The following is a 25,016-nucleotide window of genomic DNA, read 5'->3' as shown; positions in this document are numbered from 1 at the left end:
GGCGTACTGGGGAGTCGCGGGCGCTGCTTCATTGTTTACCGTCCCAATTTCAGTGACCATGTGGCGTGGCCGTTTGTTTGGCAACAAGGCCGGAGAACAGAGCACACCGCGGTCTGTCCGGGGGTGGCTTCAAGCCTTCCTTGGCAGCGCCGTCCTCTCGGCAATTTTCATCGTGATAGACATCATCATTGTTCATCCAGGGTTGAGCCTAGGCCTAACTATCGCAGCCGTCGGGACGGCTGTAGCCGCATTAGGGGGCGCGGCGCGTGCATGGGTTCGCAGAGAACTCTCTGCACGGCTCAGAAGAGAGTTTCGCGATGCCTAACCCTTCCATCGAGAGGACGCTCTCCGGCCTTCGGCCTCCAAGCGCCTCTCATGTCAAACGTTAGGCGCTGCATGCCCATAGCCTCTGCAACCACGAGACTTTGCTTGTCCGCCTGTGGGCTTGCCATGGCTCTCCATGCCATCGCCGAAGAGCCAAACCCATATGCGGCGGCGCAAGCGGAGCTTCACTACTTCAACGAAGCCATAGCGGATCCGAAGCGTGCAACCCTGCCGCGTGTACTAGTCGAGATTCGAGAAGACAAGAAGACCGAAAGGTTCTGGCTCAATCACGCGCGCTTAGACGGTAAGGAGTATGTCGGTAGGCTGGAGGCAATCCCAAGAGAGGTCTCTAGCCTTCAGTTCGGACAAGAAGTACGGGTGCAAGGCAAAGATGTGCTTGACTGGACCTACCAAGACAGGGAGAGCCGCGTCATCTACGGTCACTACAACGTATGTTCTGAGTTCAAAGCCATGTCCAAGAAGGAAGCGAAGGAACAGATGACCTACTGGGGAGTGGCATGCAAACCAAAGCAGTGAGTTCTTCCTTGCGGGCAGCCCCTAACCCGTCCTTCGAGCGGACGCGCCAAAGCTGGCTGCGCCAGCTTCGTCCCGCCGCTCAAGTCCAACGTTAGAGCCCACGAACCAGTGGGGCCGCGTCATGCCAGCGCTCGCGTGCTTGCAGATGCGCTCCGCGCTGTCAGCCGCGCTCGCTAGAACGGGGCGTGGAACCCTTGCGCATGGTCGGCGCCGTGTTTCGCGATGCAGCGTTCAAGGGCCTCGCTGCGGCCAGGCTCTGCGTTTCTGCATTGGCGCGGGCTGCCCGTCCTTCGACGGTCAGCGGGCGGCCGGTGTGACGCGCTGCACGTGAGGTCGCTCGCTGCAAATGTGGAGTAGTGGAGAGTGTTCGGGCCGTGCCGTAGAGTGGGGGCCTGAGCAAGAACGAAACAGCACCTGGGGAGGTCGCGTGGTCGAAGGTTGTTCTCACATCCAGCAGCAGGAGTCGGCGTCATGCCGGCCGCGGCGCGCATGGTCTGCGCTGTCTGGGCCTTGTGCTGCAAACCACCGGTCTAACCCGTCATTCGAGCGGACGTGCCACAGTGGGCTTCGCCCACTGCGTCCCGCCGCTCAACTCCAACGTTAGAGCCCGCGAGCCAGTAGGGCCGTGCCATGCCTGCGCCCGCGTGCTTGTCGTTGCGGTGAACCGGCGTGTTCCGCGTCTGGTCAGCGAGGTGCGGGCAGCGAAATACCGAATGCCACAGCCCGCTCAGGCGTGCGAGCTGAGGTCGCGCATGGTCTGCTCGGCGCTGTCCGAGGTCGTGTTCAAAGGCCTCGCTACGGCCAGGCTCTGCGTTTCTGCATCGGCGCGGGCTGCCCGTCCTTCGGCGGTCAGCGGGCGGCCGGTGTGACGCGCTGCATGTGAGGTCGCTCGCTGCAAACGTGGAGCCGTGGAGAGTGTTCGGGCCGTGCCGTAGAGTAGGGGCCTGAGCAAGAACGAAACAGCACCTGGGGAGGTCGCGTGGTCGAAGGTTGTTCTCACATCCAGCAGCAGGCATCGGCGTCATGCCAGCCGCGGTGCGCATGGTCTGCGTCGTCTGGGCCTTGTGCTGCAAACCACCGGTCTAACCCGTCATTCGAGCGGACGTGCCACAGTGGGCTTCGCCCACTGCGTCCCGCCGCTCAACTCCAACGTTAGAGCCCACGAGCCAGTGGGGCCGAGCTATGCCTTCGCTCGTGTGCTTGTCGATGCGATGAACCGGCGTGTTCCGCGTCAAGCTCAGGAGGCGGGAACGATGAATACAAAAAGCCTCGCTACGGTCAAGTTGGGCATGCACGCATTGGCGTGGGCTGCCCGTCCTTCGGCGGTCAGCGGGCGGCCGGTGTGACGCGCTGCACGTGCGGGCGCTCGCTGCGAACGTGGGACGGTGGAGAGTGTTCGGGCCGTGCCGTAGAGTAGGGGTCTGAGCAAGAACGAAACAGCACCTGGGGAGGTCGCGTGGTCGAGGGTTGTTCTCACATTCAGCAGCGGGCATCGGCGTCATGCCTGCCGCGGTGCGCATGGTCGGCGTTGCGTGAGTCTTGTGCTGCAAGCCACCGGTCTAACCCGTCCTTCGAGCGGACGTGCCAAAGCTGGCTTCGCCAGCTTCGTCCCGCCGCTCAAGTAGTACGTTAGGCCTCACTGACATGGCAATCCAGAGACCTCCGCAGCCGGACAACCGATATCGTGTGCATCGCTCCGTAAAGTGCTACGTCGCGGAGCTGGCGTGCGGGACAAAAGGATGCACGTGGTATCTCCACGATTCGATTCAACGAGTCGTCTATCGTTTTCCGGGCGGAGTTGAAAAAGTCCAGTTCAAAAAGAACTTCTACGCCCTTCAGTCTTCGGAACAGATGAAAAGATTGATATCTGATCAACTGCGAATCGGCGGCGCCATTCACTTGAGCGGCAAGTACCTAGCTCCGCACGAAGTAGATCAGGGGTTCGAACCTCATCCGTTTATTGATGTGTCCTCGGTCGAAGAAAAGGAACGATATGAGAGGCTTCTCGCCGGCGATGGCGGCGAGGCCTAACCTTTCCATCGAGTTGACGTGCTCCGGCAAGCCAGGTCACGCAGCAATGTCAAACGCTAGGCCGCTCTGCAACCACATCTGACATATCACCGAAGTTCGGGAGGACGAATGCACATAGCAGTTTCATGGGATATCACCGCGAGCGGAGCTCAGTGGGCTCAGATTGATGAGCGCCTGCGAGGGGTAATTCAAGCGTATCCGTGGATACGCCCCCTATCAACCTTCTACGTCGTCAAGATCTACAGCGAGGCCGACCGAACACAGATCTTAAATTCCATGACATCTGTCGCCAAGTCCGCTGGAGCAACAGTTCACTTCCTTATAACGCCAGCAATGGTCGGTGGTCAATATCAGGGCTACCTTCCCGCGGACAATTGGGCAAAGATCAATGAAAGGACGATGTGATGAACACCACGGAATCGTCCGCATCCAGCCAAGATCTCGTTGCCCATCCATCGAAGAAGCCGCCCACCTCGAATCCGTTCGCTCAGTCGGCGAGCATCACCCTATCTGTACCAGACTCAGTAGAGGTAAAGCTGGTCGATGCCAGTGCGTTAGGTGACTACGAAGTCTGGATATTTCTAACCTCAATCCTTTCCTCAGCCGTCACAGGATTTCTCGTCGCTATCGTTCAGGCCGCAGAGAGCGATAGGAGTCGATACGTTGCAATTACCTTTGTGTTTGGTTTGCTTGCTCTTGTCTGTGGGTGCATGGCATTTAACAAGCGGCACAAACTTACGAGTAAGGCCCGTCGCGTACGCTTTAGTATCGGCGATCCAATGTCCGATGATGGATCGGCCTAACCCATCCATCGAGCGGACGTCACCAAAGCGGCTTCGCCACTTTGGTGACGTCCGCTCATGTCCAACGTTAGAGCCCACGAGCCAGTGGGGCCGAGCCATGCCTTCGCTCGTGTGCTTATCGATGCGATGAACCGGCGTGTTCCGCGTCAAGCTCAGGAGGCGGGAACGATGAATACAGAAGGCCTCGCTCCGGCCAAGTTGGGCATGCATGCTTCGGCGCGGGCTGCCCGTCCTTCGGCGGTCAGCGGGCGAGCGGCGTGACGCGTTGCACGTGCAGGCGCTCGCTGCGAACGTGGGGCGGTGGAGAGTGTTCGGGCCGTGCCGTAGAGTAGGGGCCTGAGCAAGAACGAAACAGCACCTGGGGAGGTCGCGTGGTCGAAGGTTGTTCTCACATCCAGCAGTTGGCGTCGGCGTCATGCCGGCCGCGGCTCGCACGGTCTGCGTCGTCTGGGCCTTGTGCTGCAACCCACCGGTCTAACCCGTCCTTCGAGCGGACGTGCCAAAGCTGGCTTCGCCAGCTTCGTCCCGCCGCTCAAGTAGTACGTTAGGCCGCAGAAGAACTGCTATGGAGTGGCTCGATCCGTGGGGATCAACTGAAGGCGAAGAGTCTTCGTACCTCCACACCTTTGCCGAACAGCTTGAGCGCGAAACTCGGCGCGGCCATGAGCTTCATGGCGTTAAGGTGCTGCTTATCGGTCGAGGTGACGGAGACGACGCATTGTTCGAAATGCTCGATGGAACGGGTCGCGTTGCCGAGGTGCACCTTGTCTGGCAAGGGAGGCAGAAGCCACCCTGGCCTGCCTCATCAATCTATTCGAGTCTTGAAGAGTGGCGAGTCAAACGCATGATTCCGCAGCACAAGGAATGGCAGGGAGAAGAATGACGCGACCCATGTACGGGACCTCTGCGCTGGGGCCTAACCCTTCCATCGAGCGGATGTCCCAAAGCCTTCGGCTTTGTGCCACCGCTCATGTCAAACGTTAGGCATCGCAGATGAAGCAACTGCTCGACGCTCTGAACTCCCGCTGTGGGTGGGACTGCGTGATCAAGTCTTACGATGGCTGGCGCCTCAGTCTCTCGAGTGGCACATCCGTCGAATACGCCACGCCAGTTGCAGCATTCATTGGCGTTTCATATGTCTCGCTTCCATTTGAATTTAGTCATCCGAAGTTTCGTATTGCGAGCCTCGTTGAACGAGAAAAGATCGAAAAGGTAGTGCCAGTCGATCCAGAGGACGCCGTGCTTGCAATCGAAGCGGAGACTATGGCGTCGTTCGATCGGCAAGTGTTCTTTCTGGTTGCGTCGTCTGTCGAGGTTGAAGCTGTGCTTGCGGCCCCTCCATGAGTTCACCCACGTCAACGTTCGAGGCGCTACCGATGTCTAACCCATCCATCGAGGGGACGTGCCACGGCGGGCTTCGCCCACCGCGGCCCGCCGCTCATGTCAAACGTTAGCAACTGTGTTGCAAGTCAAGCTCCGGAGACCAGGGGGAGTGATGCTTGAGCATGGCGTTCATGATCACGAGGAGCTTGCGCATGCAGGCGGTGAGGGCGACCTTGGCGGGTTTACCTTGGCTGCGCAGGTGTTTGTAGAAGGCCCGGATGACGGGGTTGCAGCGCATGGCGCTGACGGCGGCCATATAGAGCGCTCGGCGTACTTGGGCACGGCCACCCCAGATGACGCGATCGCCCTGGTGCTTGCCGCTGTCGCGGTTGAAGGGCGCCACGCCGACCAGCGCGGCGATTTGCCTTCGGGTGAGCGTTCCGAGTTCAGGGAGCAGGGCCACCAGGGTGGCACGCGTGAGCGAGCCCACGCCGGGGATGGCCTTGAGCAGATCGTCTTTGTCGCGCCAGGCGTCCGACGTTCGGAGCGCGTGGGTGAGGTCGATGTCGAGACGGCTGATGCGCTCGTCCAGCCAAGCGATGTGCTCGCGCAAGCTGGCTTTCTGGAGCGCGGAGGCGCGTTGGATGCGCAGTTTTTCCTGCACGCGCATCTCGACGAGCTGGCGACGGCGAGCCAGCAGTTCACCGAGGGCACGGGTGTGCTCGTCCGGGAGTTCGCGCACCTGTGGACGGATGGCCGCGGCGAAGGCGGCCAGGATGAGGGCGTCGATGCGATCGGTCTTGGCCAGTCGGCCACGGGCCTTCGCATAGTCACGCACCTGGCGTGGGTTGACGACGGCCACGGGCAGGCCAGCGGCGGCGAGCGCGCTGGCCACAGCGGTTTCCAGGCCGCCGGTGGCTTCCATCACCACGAGGGAAGGGGGATCGGCCAGCAGTCGCTCGGTGAGGCCGGCCACGGCCTCGTCGGTGTAGTCGATGCGAAGCGTTTGCCCCGAGAGCCAGGCGACATCGAGCCAGTCCTTGGCGATGTCGATGCCGAGGAAAGAATCTGGGTTGTTCATTCAGGTACCCTGCCTTGCAAGAATCCGGGCTCCAGAGGGCCCGATCAACTGTTCGGGTTACAAGAAAATCCGACCCGGCGCCCCGCGCTAACGTGCGGGCTGGTTGGCCCAAGGCTTCAACGGGCTGCCGGGTCGGCAACCGCAGGTGCAACTGCCGCCTGCTCAAGTGCCGATTCTTCTGCGGAATCGGTGGTTTGAACATACAAGGTGTCACAAGGAATTCCCAGATATGTCGATGACCGGAAGGTACTTAAAGCTCTCGGCTGAGCAACTTGAGGCCGTCATCAGCGAATCCGTTGATGTCAGTGATCTCGTGTGGCCGGAAGACGGGAACTACCCGGCCGAGCCACTCGACATAGATAAGACTTGGCACGTAATCCACTTCTTGCTTACTGGCGAGGTGTGGGGTGGCGAGTATCCGTTGTGCAACGCAGTTCTGGGTGGAACCGAACTGCCCGGAACTGATGCTGGATATGGGCCATTCCGCTACCTAACTCCAGATGAAGTTCAGTCAACAGCCAAGGCTCTAGCTGAAATCTCACCAGCTGACTTGTGGGTACGGTTCATCCCAGAGGACGATGAGGTTGCCGAGATCTATGGATGGATTGGCGATGAGATGCAATTCGAGTACGTGTCGGAGAACTACGAACCGCTCCGAACATATTTCTCCGAGGCCGCTGCTGCTGGCAAAGCAATGCTTCTGCACCTTTCATAGAGTGCCGCCTAACCCGTCATTCGAGCGGACGTGCCGCAGTGGGCTTCGCCCACTGCGTCCCGCCGCTCAACTCCAACGTTAGGCCGCACAAGGGAGCCGCGCAGTTGAATCCTAGTCCCGCATTGGTGGCCGTGATCAAGGTTGTCGCGCTACTCGCGGCGCCACTCCTTTGGGCCGGCGCCACGCATCAGCGTCTCGGTGCACTTTGGCCAGGTCAAGTCACGGTCAACGCTTGGCGTGCAGCTGCTACGGCAGCAACACTGGTCTTCGGAGCGTTGGTCATCGTGCTGCTGTGGCGTTCGAGAATCACGGCATTTGGGAAGGTGTTGTTTGGTTTGGTCGTGCTCGGCTTCTTTGGCGTTGTCGCCATCAACTTGAATTTGCGGTCCTCTTGTGCGCCCAGCGCCGAGTACATCGGAGAGGCTCCGCGGGCGGCGGAAGTTGCTTCGTGCCAATAGCATTGCCTAACCCGGCCATCGAGCGGACGTGTCCCAGCGGGCTGCGCCCGCTGCGTCCCGCCGCTCATGTAGAACGTTAGGCTTGCCGTGAAAGCAGAACTGAGGTTGTTCGAAGACGAATGGGGACGCAGGTCCCTCGCAGGTGACTTCACCTTCGAGGTCCCGACGAAGCTCCTTCTATTCGCTTGGTTCAGGAATGAGATGTGCTGGGGAAAATCCCCGAAGTGGGAGACCAAACACAGGTGGGCGGCGCAGTATCACCATCTTCGAGACGGGAGCCGTCAAGTCATCATCACTTCGGGGGCGGTGCTGCAACATTGCATTGTTCCTGCCGGTTACGAGCCTGACGCGGGAGTTCATGTGGAGATTCAACCCCTCACGCCGTCGGTGTTGTACCGCCGTGATGCGCATGCCGTTGGCTTGGTGGCCGTTCCCTCGGGTGCCGCCGAGTCGCGTCGAAATGGCATCTGGTGTTTGAAATCCATGCACATGAACGAATCGTTGGTGCCATTCTCCGAGGCACTCTTGAAATCTCGGAGTGGTCATGCGGTCGGGTGGGCGCCGATTTGAAGCCTAACCCCTCCATCGAGCGGACGTCCCAAAGCCTTCGGCTTTGTGCCGCCGCTCATGTCAAACGTTAGAGCCCGCGAGCCAGTGGGGCCGTGCCATGCCTATGCTCGTGTGCTTGTCGATGCGGTGAAACGGCGTGTTCCGCGTCACGCTCAGGAGACGGGAGCAATGAATACAAAAGGCCTCGCTCCGGCCAGGCTGGGCATGCATGAATCGGCGCGGGCTGCCCGTCCTTCGGCGGTCAGCGGGCGGGCGGCGTGACGCGCTGCACGTGAGGTGGCTCGCTGCAAACGTGGAGCAGTGGAGAGTGTTCGGGCCGTGCCGTAGAGTAGGGGTCTGAGCAAGAACGAAACAGCACCTGGGGAGGTCGCGTGGTCGAAGATTGTTCTCACATTCAGCAGCGGCATCGGTGTCATGCCTGCCGCGGTGCGCATGGTCGGCGTTGCCTGAGTCTTGTGCTGCAAGCCACCGGTCTAACCCGTCCTTCGAGCGGACGTGCCAAAGCTGGCTTCGCCAGCTTCGTCCCGCCGCTCAAGTAGTACGTTAGGCCGCACAGGGAGCCGTGTAATTGAATTCTCGTCCCGCATTGGTGTCCGTGATCAAGGTTGTCGCGCTACTCGCGGCGCCACTCCTTTGGGCCAGCGCCACGCATCAGCTTCTCGGTGCACTTTGGCCAGGTCAAGTCACGGTAAGCGCTTGGCGTGCAGCTGCTACGACAGCAACACTGTTCTTCGGAGCGTTGGTCATCGTGCTGCTGTGGCGTTCGAGAATTGCGGCCCTTGGGAAGGTGTTGTTTGGTTTTGTCGTGCTTGGCTTCTTTGGCTTTGTCGCCATCAACTTGAATATGCGATCCTCTTGCGCGCCTAGTGCCGAGTACATCGGAGAGGCTCCGCCGGCGTTGGAAGTTGCTTTGTGCCAATAGCATTGCCTACCCCGTCCATCGAGCGGACGTGCCCCAGCGGGCTGCGCCCGCTGCGTCCCGCCGCTCATGTAGAACGTTAGGCCTCACAAAATCTACACTGGCATGCATCGTTTGAAAGACCACAAGACCGGCCTCTTTGCCCGCATGGGGGGCAGCTTTAATCGCGCATTCTTCCTGCTGGAGATGTTTGGGGATGACTTGGATCCACAAGCAGTCACCGAGATTTTGGGGATTGTCCCGACGAAGAGCTATCGCAAGGGCGATGAGCGTCCGAGGGGGGCTCAGCACTATAGGACTGGCGGCTGGATTCTTGACTCAGGAGAGTTGCAACTTGCCGATGGTGAAGGCGACAAGCGTCTCCACGACTTGCTTGTATCGCTCCCAAGCGAAGCAACGGTTTGGAAGTCACTTCAAAGCTACGAGCCACGGGTACGTCTGGTGCTGTACACCGATCAGATGAACGCTGAGTTCAAGCTGGGGCCGCTTGCGGCAAACGAGCTTTCAAGACGCGGGCTTGCGCTGCTCATCGATCCATACTTGGAACTTGACGAGTGATGCCTAACCCATCCTTCGAGCGGACGTGCCAAAGCTGGCTTCGCCAGCTTCGTCCCGCCGCTCAAGTCCAACGTTAGGCCCCATGGACACAACTCATGGCGAAGTCGTTGGCTACTGGTCCGCTAATGCTGACGAATGCGGCCTCTCTGTAGATTGGGCCGAAGCCGAGAGGCTGTGCTGGCGATGCGCGCAGGGCCGACAGTTGCAGCGTTGCCATATTGTTCCCCGCGCACTCGGAGGGTCAGAGCTTCCGAGCAATCTTGTGCTTCTCTGTGCGCAGTGTCATGCAGAAGCCCCCAACGTTGAAGATCCAACATTCATGTGGGCCTGGTTGCGAGCGCATGGGGCCCCGTTCTATGGCACGTACTGGCGGCAGCGAGGATTCAGAGAGTACGAGTTTCTATTCGGTAGGATGCCATTCGCTGGCATGAACATCGAGAACGCGATGCCGGCGATAGAGGATGCGCTTTCCAGGTACATGCGACGGGCGAGTACTCACTGGGGACAAGGAGAACTCAATCCGTCAACTATCGCCTGGGTTCTGCAGCAAGTAGAGCATGAGCTACGCAATGGCGCCTAACCCGTCCTTCGAGCGGACGTGCCAAAGCTGGCTTCGCCAGCTTCGTCCCGCCGCTCAAGTAGTACGTTAGGTCGTACGATGCAGGTCAATGAGTCTGCTCTAACTGACAGCCCGTGGGGCGCGGTGCTCCTTGCATTCGTTCTCCTACTTCCGCGCCTTTCACTGCGCGTTTCATATCCGACTGCGCTTGCAGCATTGGGAGGTCGGCGCCGGTGGGCCGGATATTTCGTTGGCGTTGCGGCGGCAAACTTTTCATTGATCGGTGCCCACCTAGCGGGAGTACGCCCTTGGATCGAGGCCGTTCCCATCGGGGGTGCTTTGCTTTTGTCTCGGGTATCTCTCGAGTACACATTCTTTGTCGGTAGCCTCGTCGGTTGGGCCGTCGCGGCTTGCTTTTCAAGTCCCGTTGCCGCGTGGCTGGGGGCGAAAGGTCGAGCGCACGGGATGCTGCTTCTCGCGTTGTCCGGCGGTGTGGGTGTGTTGGTCGGCGCTCTTGCAGCTCTCGCTCGGCCGCAACCACTCACGGCCCTGCTGTTCTCCATTGCAAGTAGCGTTACGCTTCTTGTCGTGGTTTCGTTGGGGTTTGCGCTTGGCGCAGGTCTTCCTATGCGGGTACGCGTACATGCGGGCGATGCACCCTAACCCGTCCATCGAGCGGACGTGCCGCAGCAGGCTTCGCCAGCTGCGTCCCGCCGCTCATGTAGTACGTTAGATGGATCAAGAGAGCTCGCCCCAGGATGAAGACAGTTGCGTTTCTCTTTGGGGTCCTTGCGATTTACTTCGTCGCATTCGCCATTTCCGGAGCGCTGTTCGGTGAAGGTGATGTAGGCCGCGTCGTCGGAGGCCTACTAGGAACTGTTGTGGTGGTTGGCATGACTCAGGCGATTGAGAAAAAGGACGAGTAGGCGTTGTCATCCTTCGGCGCTTGGCTTCACCTTTAGGCTGTCTTCGTTGATTTCAAAGTCGAGGGTTCAATGTTCGTTCTACTGCGAGTTGTCAGAGGGATATGCGGCTTTGTCTTCGCGCTGCAGGCCATTCATGTGGTGGAGGCGGTAGCTTGGTTGCTTAAGCAAGGCGGCCCAAGTCCAGGCGTGGGTTCTGTTCTTGCGGTGGTCACTATCAAGATCATCGTGATAGTGATTGCTGGACTCCTGTTCTTTTGGCTTCGCAGGATCATCAATCGCTTGCACGTAAAGAAGAGGGGGGAGCCCCATCCAGTATTGGCGGAAAAGAAGTGGGCGCTGTAGCAACGAATCCATCTAACCCGTCCTTCGAGCGGACGTGCCAAACCTGGCTTCGCCAGCTTCGTCCCGCCGCTCAAGTACAACGTTAGGCCGACCGTGCGTTCTCTGTTCACGCGGACTTTCGGAAAATGGGTGCTTGTCGCGATGGCGACAGCTTTCGTCGCGATGCTGGCAGCAGCCGTCGTAGTTCGACATGAACTCCTGTGGTCGCTCGTGCCGCAGAAGTTGCTGTTCTACGTCGTAGAAGCCTGGAATCCGATCAGCCAAGAGGAAGTCGCTGACGCAGAATTTGTTGCCATATGGCTGTGCTGTTTTGCGGCGCTACTGGTTGCGTTGCCGGTTTGCTTGGCTGGTGTCCGCCTTCTGTTCGGCCGCCACGAGCAGAATGCTGCCTAACCCATCCATCGAGCGGACGTGCCACGGCGGGCTTCGCCCACCGTGTCCCGCCGCTCATGTCAAACGTTAGGCCGTTACAGGCGAGGACGCATGACTGACCCTTACAACCCGTACCCATCGCTCCAATCGTTCGCGTTGGGTGCGCGGGTGATCGTGGCCGCAACATGTGCGGGTTGGCGGCAGGATTGTCTGGGCGTTGTCATCAGCACTGCCGAGAAAGTAGAAACTGTGCAGGGCGAAGAGCACTTGTATTGGGTGAAGTTCGATACTCCGCAGCATGACCTCAGCGATGACGGCCCATACGATCGTGCGCAAGTGCTCAGTCGCTGCCTCAATGCTGCCTAACCCATCCATCGAGCGGACGTGCCACGGCGGGCTTCGCCCGCCGCGTCCCGCCGCTCATGTCAAACGTTAGCAACTGTGTTGCAAGTCAAGCTCCGGAGACCAGGGGGAGTGATGCTTGAGCATGGCGTTCATGATCACGAGGAGCTTGCGCATGCAGGCGGTGAGGGCGACCTTGGCGGGTTTACCTTGGCTGCGCAGGTGTTTGTAGAAGGCCCGGATGACGGGGTTGCAGCGCATGGCGCTGACGGCGGCCATATAGAGCGTTCGGCGTACTTGGGCACGGCCACCCCAGATGACGCGATCGCCCTGGTGCTTGCCGCTGTCGCGGTTGAAGGGCGCCACGCCGACCAGCGCGGCGATTTGCCTTCGGGTGAGCGTTCCGAGTTCAGGGCGCAGGGCCACCAGGGTGGCACGCGTGAGCGAGCCCACGCCGGGGATGGCCTTGAGCAGATCGTCTTTGTCGCGCCAGGCGTCCGACGTTCGGAGCGCGTGGGTGAGGTCGATGTCGAGACGGCTGATGCGCTCGTCCAGCCAAGCGATGTGCTCGCGCAAGCTGGCTTTCTGGAGCGCGGAGGCGCGTTGGATGCGCAGTTTTTCCTGCACGCGCATCTCGACGAGCTGGCGACGGCGAGCCAGCAGTTCACCGAGGGCACGGGTGTGCTCGTCCGGGAGTTCGCGCACCTGTGGACGGATGGCCGCTGCGAAGGCGGCCAGAATGAGGGCGTCGATGCGATCGGTCTTGGCCAGTCGGCCACGGGCCTTCGCATAGTCACGCACCTGACGTGGGTTGACGACGGCCACGGGCAGGCCGGCGGCGGCGAGCGCGCTGGCCACAGCGGTTTCCAGGCCGCCGGTGGCTTCCATCACCACGAGGGAAGGGGGATCGGCCAGCAGTCGCTCGGTGAGGCCGGCCACGGCCTCGTCGGTGTAGTCGATGCGAAGCGTTTGCCCCGAGAGCCAGGCGACATCGAGCCAGTCCTTGGCGATGTCGATGCCGAGGAAAGAATCTGGGTTGTTCATTCAGGTACCCTGCCTTGCAAGAATCCGGGCTCCAGAGGGCCCGATCAACTGTTCGGGTTACAAGAACATCCGACCCGGCGCCCCGCGCTAACGTGCGGGCTGGTTGGCCCAAGGCTTCAACGGGCTGCCGGGTCGGCAACCGCAGGTGCAACTGCCGCCTGCTCAGGTGCCGATTCTTCTGCGGAATCGGTGGTTTGAACATACAAGGCATCCGCAAAAAATGAGCACCTGGCCATTCCACGATCCTGAAAACGTCGCAGCCATAACCGTGAGGCAGATTGTTTACGACAAGCATCCAATACTTCTTGTCCTGCATGACGAAGAGGACGGAGGCTGGCAGTTCCTTACCGGCGGCCCGTTTAATGTCGCCGATGGTCTGGTGGTCGCACTGAAGAACGCAGTAGCCCTGGATTCGAGCCTCCTTGAGCTTGCTGATCTACCTATCGGATGGGAAGCCTCTAGAAGTAGTAGAGAACAACCGTGGGTTCGAAGAAAGTCAGCGGTTTAACTTCCGCAAGTGCACGAGGCCAAGATGTTGGTTGCCAAAGGCTTAGAGAGAGAATCAACGCGCCGGCAGCAGATGCCTAACCCTTCCATCGAGAGGACGTCACAAGGGCTACGCCCTTGTGACGCCTCTCATGTCAAACGTTAGGCCGCAGAATGTCGCAGACCCACTACGATGCAGAGGCTGCGCCGGAGCCCGGCGAATGGTTAGCGCTTGATGAGGGTGAACGAATTCGGCTCGCGCAGAGTTTTCACGTGAATCGCAAGATTCGCGTGCCTCGCCTGAAGCTTCATGCTGTCATTCATGTCGTGGTGGAGAATCAACTCGCTATGGGTTTCGGACCAAGTTGCCGAGCGTTGGTGCGATTGCAGAAACAGGGGTTGTCGCGGCACGATGCCGTACATGCCATTGGTTCAGTCGTGATGGACTTCGTGCACGAAGGATTCAACACAACGCCCGAGAAAGCGCAGTCGATGCAGGTGAGATTGAATGCGGCGCTTGAATCGTTGTCTGCAGACTCTTGGCGGAATGGAAATGCCTAACCCATCTATCGAGCGGACGTGCCACGGCGGGCTTCGCCCGCCGCGTCCCGCCGCTCATGTCAAACGTTAGGCGTTTTTGTACGGTGCGCGAAAGCTACGCGAGATCATTTCGCCACCTGTCCCCGGAGGAACCAACGTTGACTACAGACAACTTGTGCGCCACCGCTCTAGCAGAGAGGGGCGATCACCTATGCCAGTTGATGCTGCGCGAAGAGAAGATTCCTGGGGAACTTTGGTCTTGGAGTGTCTATATCGATGGGAGCGTTCATCGGCGCGGGCCAGGATCTACAAGAATAGACCCTCTGAAGTGGTACGCGACTCTGCCTCAAGGTGAACATCGCATCGTTGTACGAGAAGAAGACCATACGAAGAAAGACCGACAAGAATCAAACACGCTTCACTTCGTAGTCAAGGAAGAGCTGGAAATCATTGTCAAGGCAGCATTTGTAGAAGGTGCAATAGTTCTCTCGTTAGAGAAATGAAGCTCCTTCGGTGACAAGAACTGCCAAGCAATTGCATGCAAACGCCTAACCCTTCCATCGAGCGGACGTCTTGCCGGCTACGCGGTCACGCCTCCGCTCATGTCAAACGTTAGGAATTTCGGGATGTCGAAATGATCTTCTTCTTCGGCCGTTATCGGTTCTCACCGAGGCGATATGGCTTTCGAAACGAGTTCTGCACGCACTGCAACGCATCTCGCCGGGTAGAGAGCACGGTGACGAGCGACTTCCTCCACCTCTTCTGGATCCCGCTGATCCCTATCGGTGATCACGAGACTTGGTCTTGCACGACGTGTGGGAAGGCTCCGCATGGAATTCAAAGGACCAGGTACTCGTTCAAGATCGCAGGACTTCTCCTGCTTGCTTTCGGATCGTTTGCGATTTGGTTCACACCGATCGAGCCGGGGGATGAAGCAATCGCCTGGGTCATGCGTTTGGCGCTTCCGGTCGGGCTCGTGGCCACTGCTTTCCATTTGGTGCGGATTAGGTCGAAGCAGTCGACTCGCGTTGCATCAAGTGATGCTGAACCCACAACAGACACGTCATGCCCGTACTGCGAAGTACCACTCTTGGATCAACCCGATTGGCACTGTGGCTCGTGTGGAGTTCGTCGGCTGTGAGGTTGTTCGCAACTCGCGACCAGAACTCCGCCTCGAGAATGCCTAACCCATCCATCGAGCGGACGTGCCTCAGCGGGCTTCGCCCGCTGTGTCCCGCCGCTCCTGACAAACGTTGGGGGCTACTCGTTCGAAGAATGCTTGCGATTGCCATGAGTTCTGGCGTTCTTCACCCGCCCGTTGCTCATGCCGACAGCATTGAATTCGGTGCCGCCTACCGGTGCGAAACCAACGAATTCGAGATTGCGGGCGTTGTCGAAACAAGCGATCAAGTCACTGTCATCACGCGACGTCAGGGGCATGCCAGCCGCCTTCCCTATGGCGATCACGCGTTACGATGCAACGTGGGTGGGCGTCGCGTCACAGCGACCGTCAAGGTCTATCCGGCCTCGAATGGAGAGTGCATGGGCGCGGGTCACGTTGCGCTCTCTCGGTTCGAGGTCGGCGGAAGGAAAGAAGTCTTCCTCGACGTTTCCCCTCAGCCATTCAATTGGCCTTGCATGGGGAGAGCGCCCGTGGTCACCAGGCTGGCAGCCAGGCAGGTGGGGGCTGAAGTCGTACTGGAGCGCTGCACTGCCAGCGACTGGACGTGGGAGAAGGGGTACGTGGACATGGTTTGCGAAAGCGAGGCGATCAAGTGATGCCCAACCCGTCATTGCGGCGAACTGCCTTCGGCAGTCGCTGAACTCCAACGTCAGATGTTCAGAGGCGCCATGTTCTGGAATCGCAAGAAAGCTCGAAGCGTTCGCACAGAGCCGAGGGAGCACCACTACGTCTTCGCACACTACACCGTCAGAGAGGTCTGTGAGCAAGATCCATTGCAGTTCTTCTCCATCGTCGGGTCGCCAGAGCAACCCAAGTTCCTGGCCTGGCTTTGGGAGCTCACTGCCAAGCGGATTGGAGCGCCGGTCTCGGAGGTCAACACGGCGGAATTGAGCGTGACGACGGGCAGAGTCAAGGACTGCCCGGCGATCATCTTCAGAATGCCACCTCCTGAGGCCTCGGCGGAAGCGCATTTCGTCGCGGTGCTTCTCACCAGCAGTCCCGAGCCCGGGGACGCCGGGAACGAAGCGAGTCGAGCTCAGTTCCGCTACTTCACGCTCGAGTATGGAAAGAACCTCGACGGATCGACAAGAACAGTCATGTGCGAGTGGGCCGACGGTGCACATCGCAACTTTGGTGATGGCCCCGCTGCAACCACCGAAGACTTCATTGGCGCCGTGGAGCGGCGAATCTAACCCTTTCATCAAGCTGAGGTCCAACGGGCGCTGCGCCCGCTGTCCGCAGTTCAGGTCAAACGTCAGGACCCATCATGAGTGACTACGACGATCCCGAGACAGAGGCTCAATGGTGCGCGGAACGGCGTCAAGAAGTCAGCGACTATCTCCGCGGCGAGGGGCTTGCGCATGGCCGGGTTGGTGAGTGGCCGGCTTGGCAGGTTTGCCCATACGTCTCTGTTTGGGCGATCGAGAGCCTATCGCATCCAGGGGCTGTCGGTTGGTGGGCCATCTCTGGAGATCTGCCGAGTGACCATGTCTCATCGAGCGATGCAAAGTCTCCTCGCGAGGCGGTTCGAGCCATCGCCTCGCTTTGGCAGGAAGCAGCGGAATGCATGGCGCGTGGTGAGAGGCATCCGTCGTTCAGCATCGGATCAGGGCATCAGGATGAAGAACTCGGCCCCATGTTGGCATCCAGAGCCGGGCTTCTTCTTGAGTGGGTCGATGACGATGAGGCTTGGGTCGAAGATGGGGCCTGACCCTTCCAGCGGGAGGGCACGCCACCGCATGCCGGGTCATTCCTCTCATGTCAAACGTCGGGGGGCTCAGTGCCGTCATCTCTAACAACAGCGGAAACCCTGATCGGCTTCATGCCAATCAGCTTGCTGCTCGCTGTCTTCTTCTCTGTGAAAGCAAAGCCTGAGTACGGCTTCACGGAGTCTGGCCGCAGGTACCGCAAAGTCGAGGTGGCGGAACGGCTGCCGCTGCTTGCTACTCGAGGCTTCTGGCTCGTGTTCGGGTTGCTCATGGGAGGCGCGGCGCTTTGGGCCCTGGCCGAGGCGGCTGTCAGCGCCGTGCAGCAAGGCACCGTTTCCTTGCCTGGGGTCAGGCGTTACCCGCGGCCAAGCGTCAGTTGGCTGGCCGCATGGGCTTATCTTTCCGGCACCAGCTTCATCGCACTTTCGATGGTTCTGCCTCGATTCGTTGGCAGAGAGAGTCGTGCTCGCTTCTGGCTTCAGCTGGGTGCGGCGTTCCTCGGAACAAGCGGTTATCTGTTGGTGCTCCTCTCTCCCATCTTCAGCTCACTTGCTGGTGTGGCAATCTTCTTCACAGCGGTCGGTGTCGTCGCAGCGGTCTTCTACCTCAGGCGTCAGTCGGTCAGGCGCACTGCGCGCGACGAAGTCTGACCCATCCTTCAATGTCAGGCATCGCCAGATGCGCTTTTGGCAACTTCATGTTCGCGAATCTCTTCAAACAGTTCGTCTACGTACAGCTTTCCCCGCAGCGGCTCGCGGTCCGAGATCCGGTCAAACAGGTCTCGATATCGGAGGTGCCTGAAATCGCGATCCGCAAGACTCCGGGTGAGAAAGCGCGCGTCGCCGCCGTCGGATCAGCCGCTCGTCTCGCCGGATCCGAGCCGCACACGGCCGTTCACAACCCCTTCGCCCATCCACGATCACTGATCTCCGACTTCACCGTTGCAGAACTGCTGCTCAAGGCTTTCATGCTGCGCCTGCGCGGAAACGCCATTCTTGTTCCAGCACCTGTTGTGGTGATGCATCCGCTCGGCGAGCAGGCAGGCGGCCTGACCCAGATCGAACTCCGGGCAATGCGTGAGCTCGGCCTTGGCGCGGGTGCGTCGAAGGTTCGCCTCTGGGAAGGTCCTGATCTCACAGATGAGCAAATCATGCGAGGGCAGTTTCCAAGTACAGGTTGCCTCCATGAGTAGAACAATGCCTGACCGGTCCATCGAGCTGACATGCTCCGGCAAGCCAGGTCATGACGCTCATGCCAAATGTCGGGCTGGCGAAGAACACGGCGCAGATCGTCACGCTGTTCGCGCTGTCGAATCTGTGGATGGCGAGGCGAGAATTGATGGGAGCCAAGAGATGAGTGCGTTTGCAATGCGCGAGAAGTGCGGCTGGGCGACCAGCCTGAGCGCTTCCCCAACTCGGGTACATGGCCCACTCGCAAAGAACGCCCCTTGTGTACCGACGAAGTCGCCTGTGTTCCGCCTGTCGTCACGTTGTGCAGACCGTCCTTGGGCGCCGTGAGATTTCGGAGCGCTTCCATTGCAATGGCGATGTCGATCGCTCTAGTTGCCTTCGTGCTGGTTGCAGGTGCCGTAGTCATTTCCTACCTGGCAGGTTGTGGGCAGAATGGGGCGGGGAGTACGGCCGCGTCCGTTGGCCATCAGTTGGTGTCCGTGTGGCTCATGCTTCCCGGCCTTTCGCTGTTTGCAGCGTTGTTCGCAGCGCCGGTGGGCGCATCGCTTCCACGCACGGTCCTGCGCGCAGTCGGCTCCCTGCTGGTGGCCAGCCCGGTGGCAATTGGAGTCTTGCTATACGCCGAAAGCGCAGGAGATGAGCAGAGCACGAGCTGCGCTGTCAGGGCCGCTCTCTGATACGGAGCGTGGAAACCTTGCGGGGTCTGCGCCGGGCTTCGCGAGATCGCGCTCAAGGGCCTCGCGTCGGACAGGCTCTGCGTTCCTGCATCGGCGTGGGCTGCCCGTCCCGCGGCGGTCTGCGGGCGAGCGGCGTGACGCACTGCACGTGCGGTCGTTCGCAGCGAACGTGGAGCGGTGGAGCGTGTTCGGGCCGTGCCGTAGAGTAGGGTCCTGAGAAAGAACGAAACAGCACCTGGGGAGGTCGCGTGGTCGAAGGTTGTTCTCACATCCAGCAGCGAGCATCGGCATCATGCCGCGGGCGGCCCGCATGTGCGGCGTCGACTGGGTCTTGCGCTGCGAACCACCGGTCCAACCCGTCCTTCGGGCGGACGTGCCAAGGCTCGCTTCGTCATGTCCGTCCGGCCGTTCAAGTCCGACGTTAGACGGCATGGCACAACATCGACTGCCTGCCGGAACGGACGTTGGCGAGATGGCGTTGTTTGACGTCAGCGCGCGACCTCAAACCAGGCTGCCAGACGCAGAGAAACTCAATGCGCCTGCATCGACCGAGCGCCTGATTCGGTTCCCAACGCACAGTGATGGCGGCAAGATTCGCTTCCATTGCAGCAGTTCTTGCCACTGGATTTCTGGCTTTCAGGGCTGTCAAGCGGTTGCCCGGTCAAGGCGCACTGGCGAGTCGCCGCGAGGAGGCCCAACTGGACTTTCCGAGCATCGTTGTGGCGATGCGGTCTAACCATTCTCATGTCCAACGTCTGGCGTCTGAGGAGTCACTTTGCTCAAATTCCTGATCCGCTGCGTGTTCTTCATTGCCGGGGTGGCGCTCATCCTCGATGTCTTGCTACCCATTCGCACCGAGCAGTTGCGGGTTGATCAACACACAAGCCAAACGCAGACCGACCAGCGATCAACCCGCAGTGGTGATGGCAGGTGGGCAGATACAAGCTACAAGATCCACTTGATAGGCGGAACTTTGTCGTCTTGCTCAGTTGGCTACTCCGTGTACGCAATGCTGAGAGACGGCGACTCCATTGAGGTGCAGTCCACAAAGATTTTCCAGATGTGCACTCGCATCATGCGAGAGGGTGAACAAATCGACCACTACAAGCACTGGAAGTGGTTCGCACTTCTCGGTGGAGCCATGCTCATCGCGGTAGGGATCGGCTGGCTGAAAGGCGATGACGATGGAGACAACAACGGAATCAGCATTCGGTTTGGCTAGTTCGCAGAGGCCTCGTCCTTCCATCAGAACATGAGGGCTTCATATGGCGTCACTCGTTCTGGCACGGGCAACTGAAAGCAAACAGACCAGGTCCTTTGGTAACGGGGTGCCTGGCCCTTCCATCGAGCTGACATGCCCAGGCAAACCGGGTCATGCAGGTCATTGAAACGTGAGGCTCGCATGAACCGGAACACCCACGCTCGGCCAATCCCGCTTGATGACATTCGCTACTTCGAGTGCGAAGGTGTCGTCGATGACGGCTCATACGATCACTACACAGGCCGGCTGTTTCAGGTTCCGAGTTTGGCCGTGGCGCGTGCGAATCGCCTTGCGACGCTCTGCTACCGGAGAAAAGTGAGCATCACGAAAAGCTGTTTGTACCTTTGCTTCACTCCCGCCCTTCCCGATGGCGTTGTCCGCCTGACAGATTTTCGCCGTGAAGTATGGCAGCGCTATGTGATGTATGGCCTTCCTTTGAGCTTCAATCAGGGCGACGAAGAGTCCAGGGTCGAGCGCGTGTGGATGGCCACTCTCCAGTCTTTGCGGGAGATCGTCCCCTCAGAGCAAATCGAATCCGTTGACGAGGCGGCGAGCCTCGTAGAAGCGGGCGGCGAAGACCTTCGATTCCCGCTCGCGTCGGCAAAGACAAAGACCCACTTGGCCGAACTCGCCTACACAATGCCGACGTGGCCCGGTATGGCTCGCTTGTTGTTGACCGTGACTGATCGTTCCAGCCTTGTTCATGGGACTTGCGTGCTCTTCGAAAGCAAGCTCAGTGATGAATGCGGATTTGTCGGAGGGAAAGTCAAGATCATCGATGGAAATGTCATCGCGAGGCCAGCGGCATCCAGCCAAGGGAGGTATTACGCAAAGCTGAACAATGTGTCCTCCTTTGTCGTCTCGATCGAGTCGCTTCTCCAGGGGAAGGCGTCCGTCATCCGCAATCCCCATGAGGCAGATGAGGCCTGACCCTTCCACCGAGTGGACGCACCACAGCAGGCTTCACCCGCTGCGTCACACCCGTCACATGGAACGTTGGGTGTCGCTGACGCTCTCCCCGTCGCGTTTCTCCAAGACCTTGGTCGCGGCACACATCACGTCGAAGGGCAGATGCTGAAGTCCGAGTTCCGCGCCGACGTCATCGATACCGAAGTGGGTGGTGTTGATCCGCATGATGGCAACGGAGGTGGCACATGCGGAGCCGCTACCGGCAATGGCGTAGAGTAGCGGTCAATCAAGAACCAAAGGCCTGGGGAGGTCGCGTGGTCGAAGGCAATTCATGCGAGCAAGGGCAGGGCGGTCCGCAAGGGCTCGCGCGCCATACCGTCGGGGCACCGCCGTCCTGGACGTGTGCATCGAGTCAGCGCTCCAACGCTTCCGTCGAGCCGATGTCCAGCGGGCCACGCCCGCGGGCCGCAGCTCATGTCGAAGATTAGGTGGCATCGTGGAGTTCTTCTACGTCCAGGTGCTCGGTACGTTGGCAGCGGTTCTGTTCTTCGCGTTGCCTGTGCTGGCCATGCTTCCAGCGTGTTCGACGTCGTTGCGCGGGTTCTCGCTGTCCCTCGCCGGATTCGTGGTCGGGTTGCTCGTTTTCCTGGTGTGCGTAGTGGTGAGCCTGGCCCATACCAAACGAGGGGAGGGCCCGGCAGCTTTTGGAATAGGTTTCCATCTGCTCGCTGTCGGTGCCATTTTTTTCGCTTCGTGGGCAATTCGCTTCGTGGTCGTGGTGGTTGGGGCCGCGTTGTCAGGTTCCTCCGCTGCGAAACGTCCGTCGAGTCGACGACCTGTCAAGGAGGGCTCAGCCGATCCACCCTTGCATCTGGCCGCGTGGAGTGGCGATGTTGAACGAGCGAGGTCGCTCGTTCGAGGGGGGCCAAGGTCAACGAAAGAGACTCCATTGGAGAAACCGCGATCTATCGTGCCGTTGAATGGGGGCACGCCGAGATGGTCCGATACCTGATCGATGCAGGCGCGGAGCTCGGCGCTTCAATGCCGAACCGCTCATCACCCCTCCACCGGGCGGCGGGTTGGGGCAACCTGGAAACGGTGAGGTTGCTGGTCCAGGCCGGGGCAGACGCACAGGCCTTGAACGAGGCGGGTTCAACGCCTGAACAGGTCGCGAGGGAGCGTGGCAAGCATGAGATTGCTTCGTACCTCGGCAATGCCTAGGTCGTCCATGCATGTCAAAGGCGAAGCCCGCACAATCTGCAGGTACCGAAGTATCAGAGCATGAAGAACACACCCACCCCAGGACGGAAACTTTCGTTCGAAGCCGAGTTGGAGAACTGGGCCGAAGGAATGGACTACTGCGCCGTTCCGGTTCCCGCCGAGATCACCCAGGCTCTGGGGACGACGGGGCCGGTGCTGGTCCTCGCGCGCGTGAACGACTCGGAGCCCTTCCAGGTCAGCCTCTTTCCGGTCGGCGGCGGCCAGCACTACATTCGCATCAAGGCGAAAGTGCGTCAGGAGACGAACACCAAGACCGGTGATCTCATCCGGTTGCGCATGACGGTCCTCGATCGGGCAAGTGTCACGATTCCTGACGACCTGCTCCGTGCGCTTCAAGCCGAACATGTGGTGGAGGCATTCAAGTCACTGCCGCCCGGAAAGCAGAATTTCATGATCCGGCGAATCGACGAGGCGGTCGGCCCCAAGACGCGCGAGAAGCGAATCACGGATGTCGTGATGGCTGCATACCAGCGGAGGGAGGAGCTCGCAGACAAAGGGAACGTTGGAGGCGGCACAAGTCCACCCCACGACCCGGTGGACTCCAGGCGCGACTGACGCATCCATCGAGCTGACGTCCCAGGGGGCTGCGCCCTTCGCCCGCCGGTCGTGTCAAACGTCAGATCTCCCAGACCCAACCTCGGCACCATCCAGCATGAGCAATTCGAAACCTCGCAACCCACCATGGGCCGAAGTCGCAGATTCGGCGGCGACCTCTGACGCGGCAACCGAGCGCAAGAAGCTCGTTCCGCTCTGGATCAAGATTTTTGGGTGGATTTTCATGGCCCTGGGGATCGCGAGCTTCGTTCTGCCGATGGCGGCGCCCGTTCTTGGCAAGCCTGCGACTTACGAGATCTTCGGCCTTCACCATCAAGGCGCTCCGTTCGACCCCATGGCGCTCGCCATCTCTGCGATCATTCTGTCGTTGGCAGCATCAGCGTATGGCTTGCTCTTCGGGAAGTCGTGGGGGCTCGCTGCGTGCCTGGTCACCGGGTATGGTGGTGTTGCCATCTGCCTTGGCTCGATGGTCCACTCAGTTGCCTCGCAAGGCACCCTCACCATCCGCCTGGAGTTGCTGCTTCAGGTTCCGTATCTGGTGAAGTTGCACAAGATCAAGCCCCTTTGGCTCTCCGGTGCGCGCTCCCATCGAGAAGCCTGACCCTCCCATCGAAAGGGCGTCGGCCGGCAATCCGGCCGCCGCCTCTCCTGTCAAACGTCAGTCATCACGCACAGTCTGGACACGATGTCACTGAATCGGCTCATCCGCATTCCTGCTGGACCGCTGACGTTCAGGCGCGTCCAACTCGTAGGCGAATCGGCATGAAGATGTACATCCTGGTCCGAGACGACATCCCGCTCGGCTTCGCCATGGTCGCGGTCGCACACGCATCCCTCGCTGGGTACCTGAAGTTCCAGGATGCGCCGGAAACGAAAGAGTGGCTCGCCGGTCCGTTCTTCAAGGCGATCTGCAAAGCCAACCCGAAGGAGTTCGACAACGCCAAGCGCGTGCCGGACCATGTCGTCCTCACGGAGTCGGCACTTGGCAACCAGGAAGTCGCGATCGTTTTCAAGCCACGAGCGGAATGGCCCAAGATGTTCAGATTCCTGAGGCTCTACCGCGATGCGCCTTCGGCCGCGCCAGGCACCGGGGATGCCTGACACACTCTGCATCTGGCCCGCCGTGTCCTTGGCGCCCTGGGCGGCGCCATGGTGGCCGTTCGGTGGTTCGTTGCTGGCGGCGAGAATGCGCACGGACCTTTTCATCGAGAGGATCCGCCCTGGGATGCCAGGCCAGGTCTCTCATGTCGAACATCAAGCATCGCAGCCGGGACGTCCATGAGCCAGCCCTCTCTTTCGATGCTCATCGAGGCCCTGCAAGCGCAGCCAGGCGGGGAGAAGTACGAACACTTTCTCTCCATCTTCAGCCAGTCCTCGGTGGGAGTGGTGGTCATCGGTGCGCCTGAGGGGAACCCGGGCGGAACGTTGAAGGCGGATGGCGAGCGAATTTCACTGGGGTCGTCCCGACACGGTGACGGCAAGTCCCGCGTCCTGGCCTTCGCCGACCCCAAGGAGTTCATTGCCAACTTCGGCCCGCGGTTCAACGGCGAGATGCTGGGTGAAGATGTCTTCAAGGTCGCGCTTCACAACCAGACTTGTGACGGCATCCTGCTGAACAGTGCCGAAGCGCCCATCAGCCTTCCGATGGAACGAGTCGACATTCAACGGTTTCTGCAGTCCGCCCCGCCAGGCCAGGATGGTCCTGCGAAACGTCCATGGTGGAAGCCTTGGAAGAGATGAAGCCGGGCCCATTCCCCGAGAACATGCACAAGCTGGGACATTTTGAAAGTGACGAGTGGGTTGAACACGTGCATCCGGCCGTGTATGAAGTTTCCCCGCCTGGGGGCTCGAATCAGCGCATCGTTGCCGGAGTTCCGCGCGGAAACCCGGAGGTTTTCGGCAGTCTGGTCGCTTCGCTGACACCTCCGTTCCATCTGCTGTATGTGCTTCACACCCCGAGAGGCGAAGGGGAGGCGGGTCGTTACCAAAGTCCGGCGATCAGTTCGGAAGATGTCCAGGCGTTTCTGACGAGGTTCTCGGAGTTCCTTTCTGCGGATGCCCGCTTCGATATCTGGGCCCACTCACCGGATGACGGCGCCACGGTGGTTTGGGATCGCCACAACCAGGTCTTCGCGTATGGCCCGCTCACGCGTTTCGAGTTCGTCCTTCAGCGTCTTGGTTTCGAGCGGGGACGTGTGCAGGTGCCTTCTCCGCACCAGCATCACTACCGCGCGGAGTTCGATGAAGAGGCGTCCCGGGTCCTCCAGGCGTTCGCGTGGCGTCACACGCCATTGCGGGACGGAGATGAACAATGACCCGGC

General features: G+C 60.0%; 28 protein-coding genes and 1 pseudogene. 24 read left to right on the top strand and 5 right to left on the bottom strand.

What is annotated here, in order from left to right; genetic code table 11:
- Positions 1–450: 450 nt before the first annotated feature.
- From A4W93_RS30135 to A4W93_RS29860, 5 genes are all read left to right on the top strand, one after another.
- Entirely contained in the window at positions 451–861 is a 411-nt protein-coding gene (locus A4W93_RS30135; protein WP_157782213.1) for a DUF2314 domain-containing protein, read from the top strand.
- Between the two features lie 1,644 nt (positions 862–2,505).
- Positions 2,506–2,892 (top strand): hypothetical protein, encoded by a 387-nt coding sequence (locus A4W93_RS29875; protein WP_157131747.1) that lies wholly within the window; start codon positions 2,506–2,508, stop codon positions 2,890–2,892.
- A gap of 404 nt (positions 2,893–3,296) precedes the next feature.
- On the top strand, positions 3,297–3,695 hold the full coding sequence (locus A4W93_RS29870) for a hypothetical protein (RefSeq protein ID WP_157131746.1): 399 nt from the start codon (positions 3,297–3,299) through the stop codon (positions 3,693–3,695).
- A gap of 565 nt (positions 3,696–4,260) precedes the next feature.
- The gene (locus A4W93_RS29865; RefSeq protein ID WP_157131745.1) at positions 4,261–4,578 is read left to right on the top strand and encodes a hypothetical protein; all 318 of its coding nucleotides are present in this window, start codon (positions 4,261–4,263) and stop codon (positions 4,576–4,578) included.
- Between the two features lie 110 nt (positions 4,579–4,688).
- Entirely contained in the window at positions 4,689–5,039 is a 351-nt protein-coding gene (locus A4W93_RS29860) for a hypothetical protein (protein WP_157131744.1), read from the top strand.
- A 106-nt stretch (positions 5,040–5,145) separates the two neighbouring features.
- On the opposite strand, the gene A4W93_RS21865 is transcribed toward A4W93_RS29860, so the two are convergent.
- On the bottom strand, positions 5,146–6,099 hold the full coding sequence (locus A4W93_RS21865) for an IS110 family RNA-guided transposase (RefSeq protein ID WP_085752616.1): 954 nt from the start codon (positions 6,097–6,099) through the stop codon (positions 5,146–5,148).
- Positions 6,100–6,328: 229 nt separating this feature from the next.
- Between A4W93_RS21865 and A4W93_RS21860 the strand changes: the two genes are divergently transcribed.
- A complete protein-coding gene (locus tag A4W93_RS21860; protein ID WP_085752615.1) occupies positions 6,329–6,814 on the top strand; it encodes a YfbM family protein in 486 nt (161 codons plus the stop codon).
- 214 nt (positions 6,815–7,028) lie between these two features.
- Here the strand turns inward: A4W93_RS21860 and A4W93_RS29855 are convergent, their stop codons facing one another.
- Positions 7,029–7,229 carry a hypothetical protein gene (locus A4W93_RS29855; protein ID WP_157131743.1) on the bottom strand — a complete coding sequence of 67 codons (201 nt, stop codon included), beginning with the start codon at positions 7,227–7,229 and terminating at the stop codon, positions 7,029–7,031.
- 1,637 nt (positions 7,230–8,866) lie between these two features.
- On the opposite strand from A4W93_RS29855, the gene A4W93_RS21855 reads away from it, so the two are divergent.
- Positions 8,867–9,319, top strand: a complete 453-nt coding sequence (locus A4W93_RS21855; protein ID WP_085752614.1) for a DUF4279 domain-containing protein — start codon at positions 8,867–8,869, stop codon at positions 9,317–9,319.
- 82 nt (positions 9,320–9,401) lie between these two features.
- Positions 9,402–9,899, top strand: coding sequence for an HNH endonuclease (locus A4W93_RS30805; protein WP_085752613.1), 498 nt, complete (start codon positions 9,402–9,404; stop codon positions 9,897–9,899).
- Between the two features lie 983 nt (positions 9,900–10,882).
- On the opposite strand, the gene A4W93_RS29850 is transcribed toward A4W93_RS30805, so the two are convergent.
- The gene (locus A4W93_RS29850) at positions 10,883–11,158 is read right to left on the bottom strand and encodes a hypothetical protein (RefSeq protein WP_157131742.1); all 276 of its coding nucleotides are present in this window, start codon (positions 11,156–11,158) and stop codon (positions 10,883–10,885) included.
- An 81-nt stretch (positions 11,159–11,239) separates the two neighbouring features.
- Between A4W93_RS29850 and A4W93_RS29845 the strand changes: the two genes are divergently transcribed.
- Positions 11,240–11,539: a hypothetical protein gene (locus A4W93_RS29845; protein WP_157131741.1), complete on the top strand. Its 300-nt coding sequence runs from the start codon at positions 11,240–11,242 to the stop codon at positions 11,537–11,539.
- Between the two features lie 411 nt (positions 11,540–11,950).
- Here A4W93_RS29845 and A4W93_RS21845 read toward each other — a convergent pair whose 3' ends face one another.
- Positions 11,951–12,904, bottom strand: a complete 954-nt coding sequence (locus tag A4W93_RS21845) for an IS110 family RNA-guided transposase (protein WP_085752612.1) — start codon at positions 12,902–12,904, stop codon at positions 11,951–11,953.
- 660 nt (positions 12,905–13,564) lie between these two features.
- Here A4W93_RS21845 and A4W93_RS21835 point away from each other — a divergent pair.
- From A4W93_RS21835 to A4W93_RS29835, 9 genes are all read left to right on the top strand, one after another.
- Positions 13,565–13,951 carry a hypothetical protein gene (locus A4W93_RS21835; RefSeq protein ID WP_085752610.1) on the top strand — a complete coding sequence of 129 codons (387 nt, stop codon included), beginning with the start codon at positions 13,565–13,567 and terminating at the stop codon, positions 13,949–13,951.
- Between the two features lie 613 nt (positions 13,952–14,564).
- Positions 14,565–15,071 (top strand): zinc-ribbon domain-containing protein, encoded by a 507-nt coding sequence (locus A4W93_RS30800; protein WP_407081691.1) that lies wholly within the window; start codon positions 14,565–14,567, stop codon positions 15,069–15,071.
- Between the two features lie 134 nt (positions 15,072–15,205).
- Positions 15,206–15,709, top strand: coding sequence for a hypothetical protein (locus A4W93_RS29840; protein ID WP_157131740.1), 504 nt, complete (start codon positions 15,206–15,208; stop codon positions 15,707–15,709).
- A gap of 72 nt (positions 15,710–15,781) precedes the next feature.
- The gene (locus A4W93_RS21825) at positions 15,782–16,306 is read left to right on the top strand and encodes a hypothetical protein (RefSeq protein ID WP_157131739.1); all 525 of its coding nucleotides are present in this window, start codon (positions 15,782–15,784) and stop codon (positions 16,304–16,306) included.
- 74 nt (positions 16,307–16,380) lie between these two features.
- Entirely contained in the window at positions 16,381–16,824 is a 444-nt protein-coding gene (locus tag A4W93_RS21820) for a DUF4826 family protein (protein WP_085752607.1), read from the top strand.
- A gap of 111 nt (positions 16,825–16,935) precedes the next feature.
- Positions 16,936–17,472 carry a hypothetical protein gene (locus tag A4W93_RS21815; RefSeq protein ID WP_085752606.1) on the top strand — a complete coding sequence of 179 codons (537 nt, stop codon included), beginning with the start codon at positions 16,936–16,938 and terminating at the stop codon, positions 17,470–17,472.
- A 47-nt stretch (positions 17,473–17,519) separates the two neighbouring features.
- Positions 17,520–18,014, top strand: a complete 495-nt coding sequence (locus A4W93_RS21810) for a rod shape-determining protein (RefSeq protein ID WP_085754281.1) — start codon at positions 17,520–17,522, stop codon at positions 18,012–18,014.
- Between the two features lie 1,450 nt (positions 18,015–19,464).
- Positions 19,465–19,911, top strand: coding sequence for a hypothetical protein (locus A4W93_RS21805; protein ID WP_085752605.1), 447 nt, complete (start codon positions 19,465–19,467; stop codon positions 19,909–19,911).
- A gap of 180 nt (positions 19,912–20,091) precedes the next feature.
- On the top strand, positions 20,092–20,880 hold the full coding sequence (locus tag A4W93_RS29835; protein ID WP_157131738.1) for a hypothetical protein: 789 nt from the start codon (positions 20,092–20,094) through the stop codon (positions 20,878–20,880).
- A gap of 54 nt (positions 20,881–20,934) precedes the next feature.
- On the opposite strand, the gene A4W93_RS29830 is transcribed toward A4W93_RS29835, so the two are convergent.
- On the bottom strand, positions 20,935–21,084 hold the full coding sequence (locus A4W93_RS29830) for a hypothetical protein (RefSeq protein ID WP_157131737.1): 150 nt from the start codon (positions 21,082–21,084) through the stop codon (positions 20,935–20,937).
- A 702-nt stretch (positions 21,085–21,786) separates the two neighbouring features.
- Here A4W93_RS29830 and A4W93_RS30795 point away from each other — a divergent pair.
- The 6 genes and pseudogenes from A4W93_RS30795 to A4W93_RS21770 form a co-directional block, all read left to right on the top strand.
- Positions 21,787–22,080, top strand: a pseudogene (locus A4W93_RS30795) (ankyrin repeat domain-containing protein); the annotation flags it as partial.
- 60 nt (positions 22,081–22,140) lie between these two features.
- Positions 22,141–22,695, top strand: coding sequence for a YdeI/OmpD-associated family protein (locus A4W93_RS21790; RefSeq protein WP_085752602.1), 555 nt, complete (start codon positions 22,141–22,143; stop codon positions 22,693–22,695).
- A gap of 97 nt (positions 22,696–22,792) precedes the next feature.
- A complete protein-coding gene (locus A4W93_RS21785) occupies positions 22,793–23,296 on the top strand; it encodes a hypothetical protein (RefSeq protein WP_157131736.1) in 504 nt (167 codons plus the stop codon).
- A gap of 161 nt (positions 23,297–23,457) precedes the next feature.
- Positions 23,458–23,796, top strand: a complete 339-nt coding sequence (locus tag A4W93_RS21780) for an aminoacyl-tRNA hydrolase (protein WP_085752600.1) — start codon at positions 23,458–23,460, stop codon at positions 23,794–23,796.
- 177 nt (positions 23,797–23,973) lie between these two features.
- A complete protein-coding gene (locus A4W93_RS21775; RefSeq protein ID WP_085752599.1) occupies positions 23,974–24,435 on the top strand; it encodes an SseB family protein in 462 nt (153 codons plus the stop codon).
- Positions 24,411–25,010: a hypothetical protein gene (locus tag A4W93_RS21770; protein ID WP_218919160.1), complete on the top strand. Its 600-nt coding sequence runs from the start codon at positions 24,411–24,413 to the stop codon at positions 25,008–25,010. The genes A4W93_RS21775 and A4W93_RS21770 overlap by 25 nt, the downstream gene beginning before the upstream one ends.
- Positions 25,011–25,016: the final 6 nt, after the last annotated feature.

The organism is Piscinibacter gummiphilus (genome assembly GCF_002116905.1).
GTDB lineage: Bacteria > Pseudomonadota > Gammaproteobacteria > Burkholderiales > Burkholderiaceae_C > Rhizobacter > Rhizobacter gummiphilus.
This window is presented reverse-complemented; position numbering and strand designations above follow the sequence as displayed.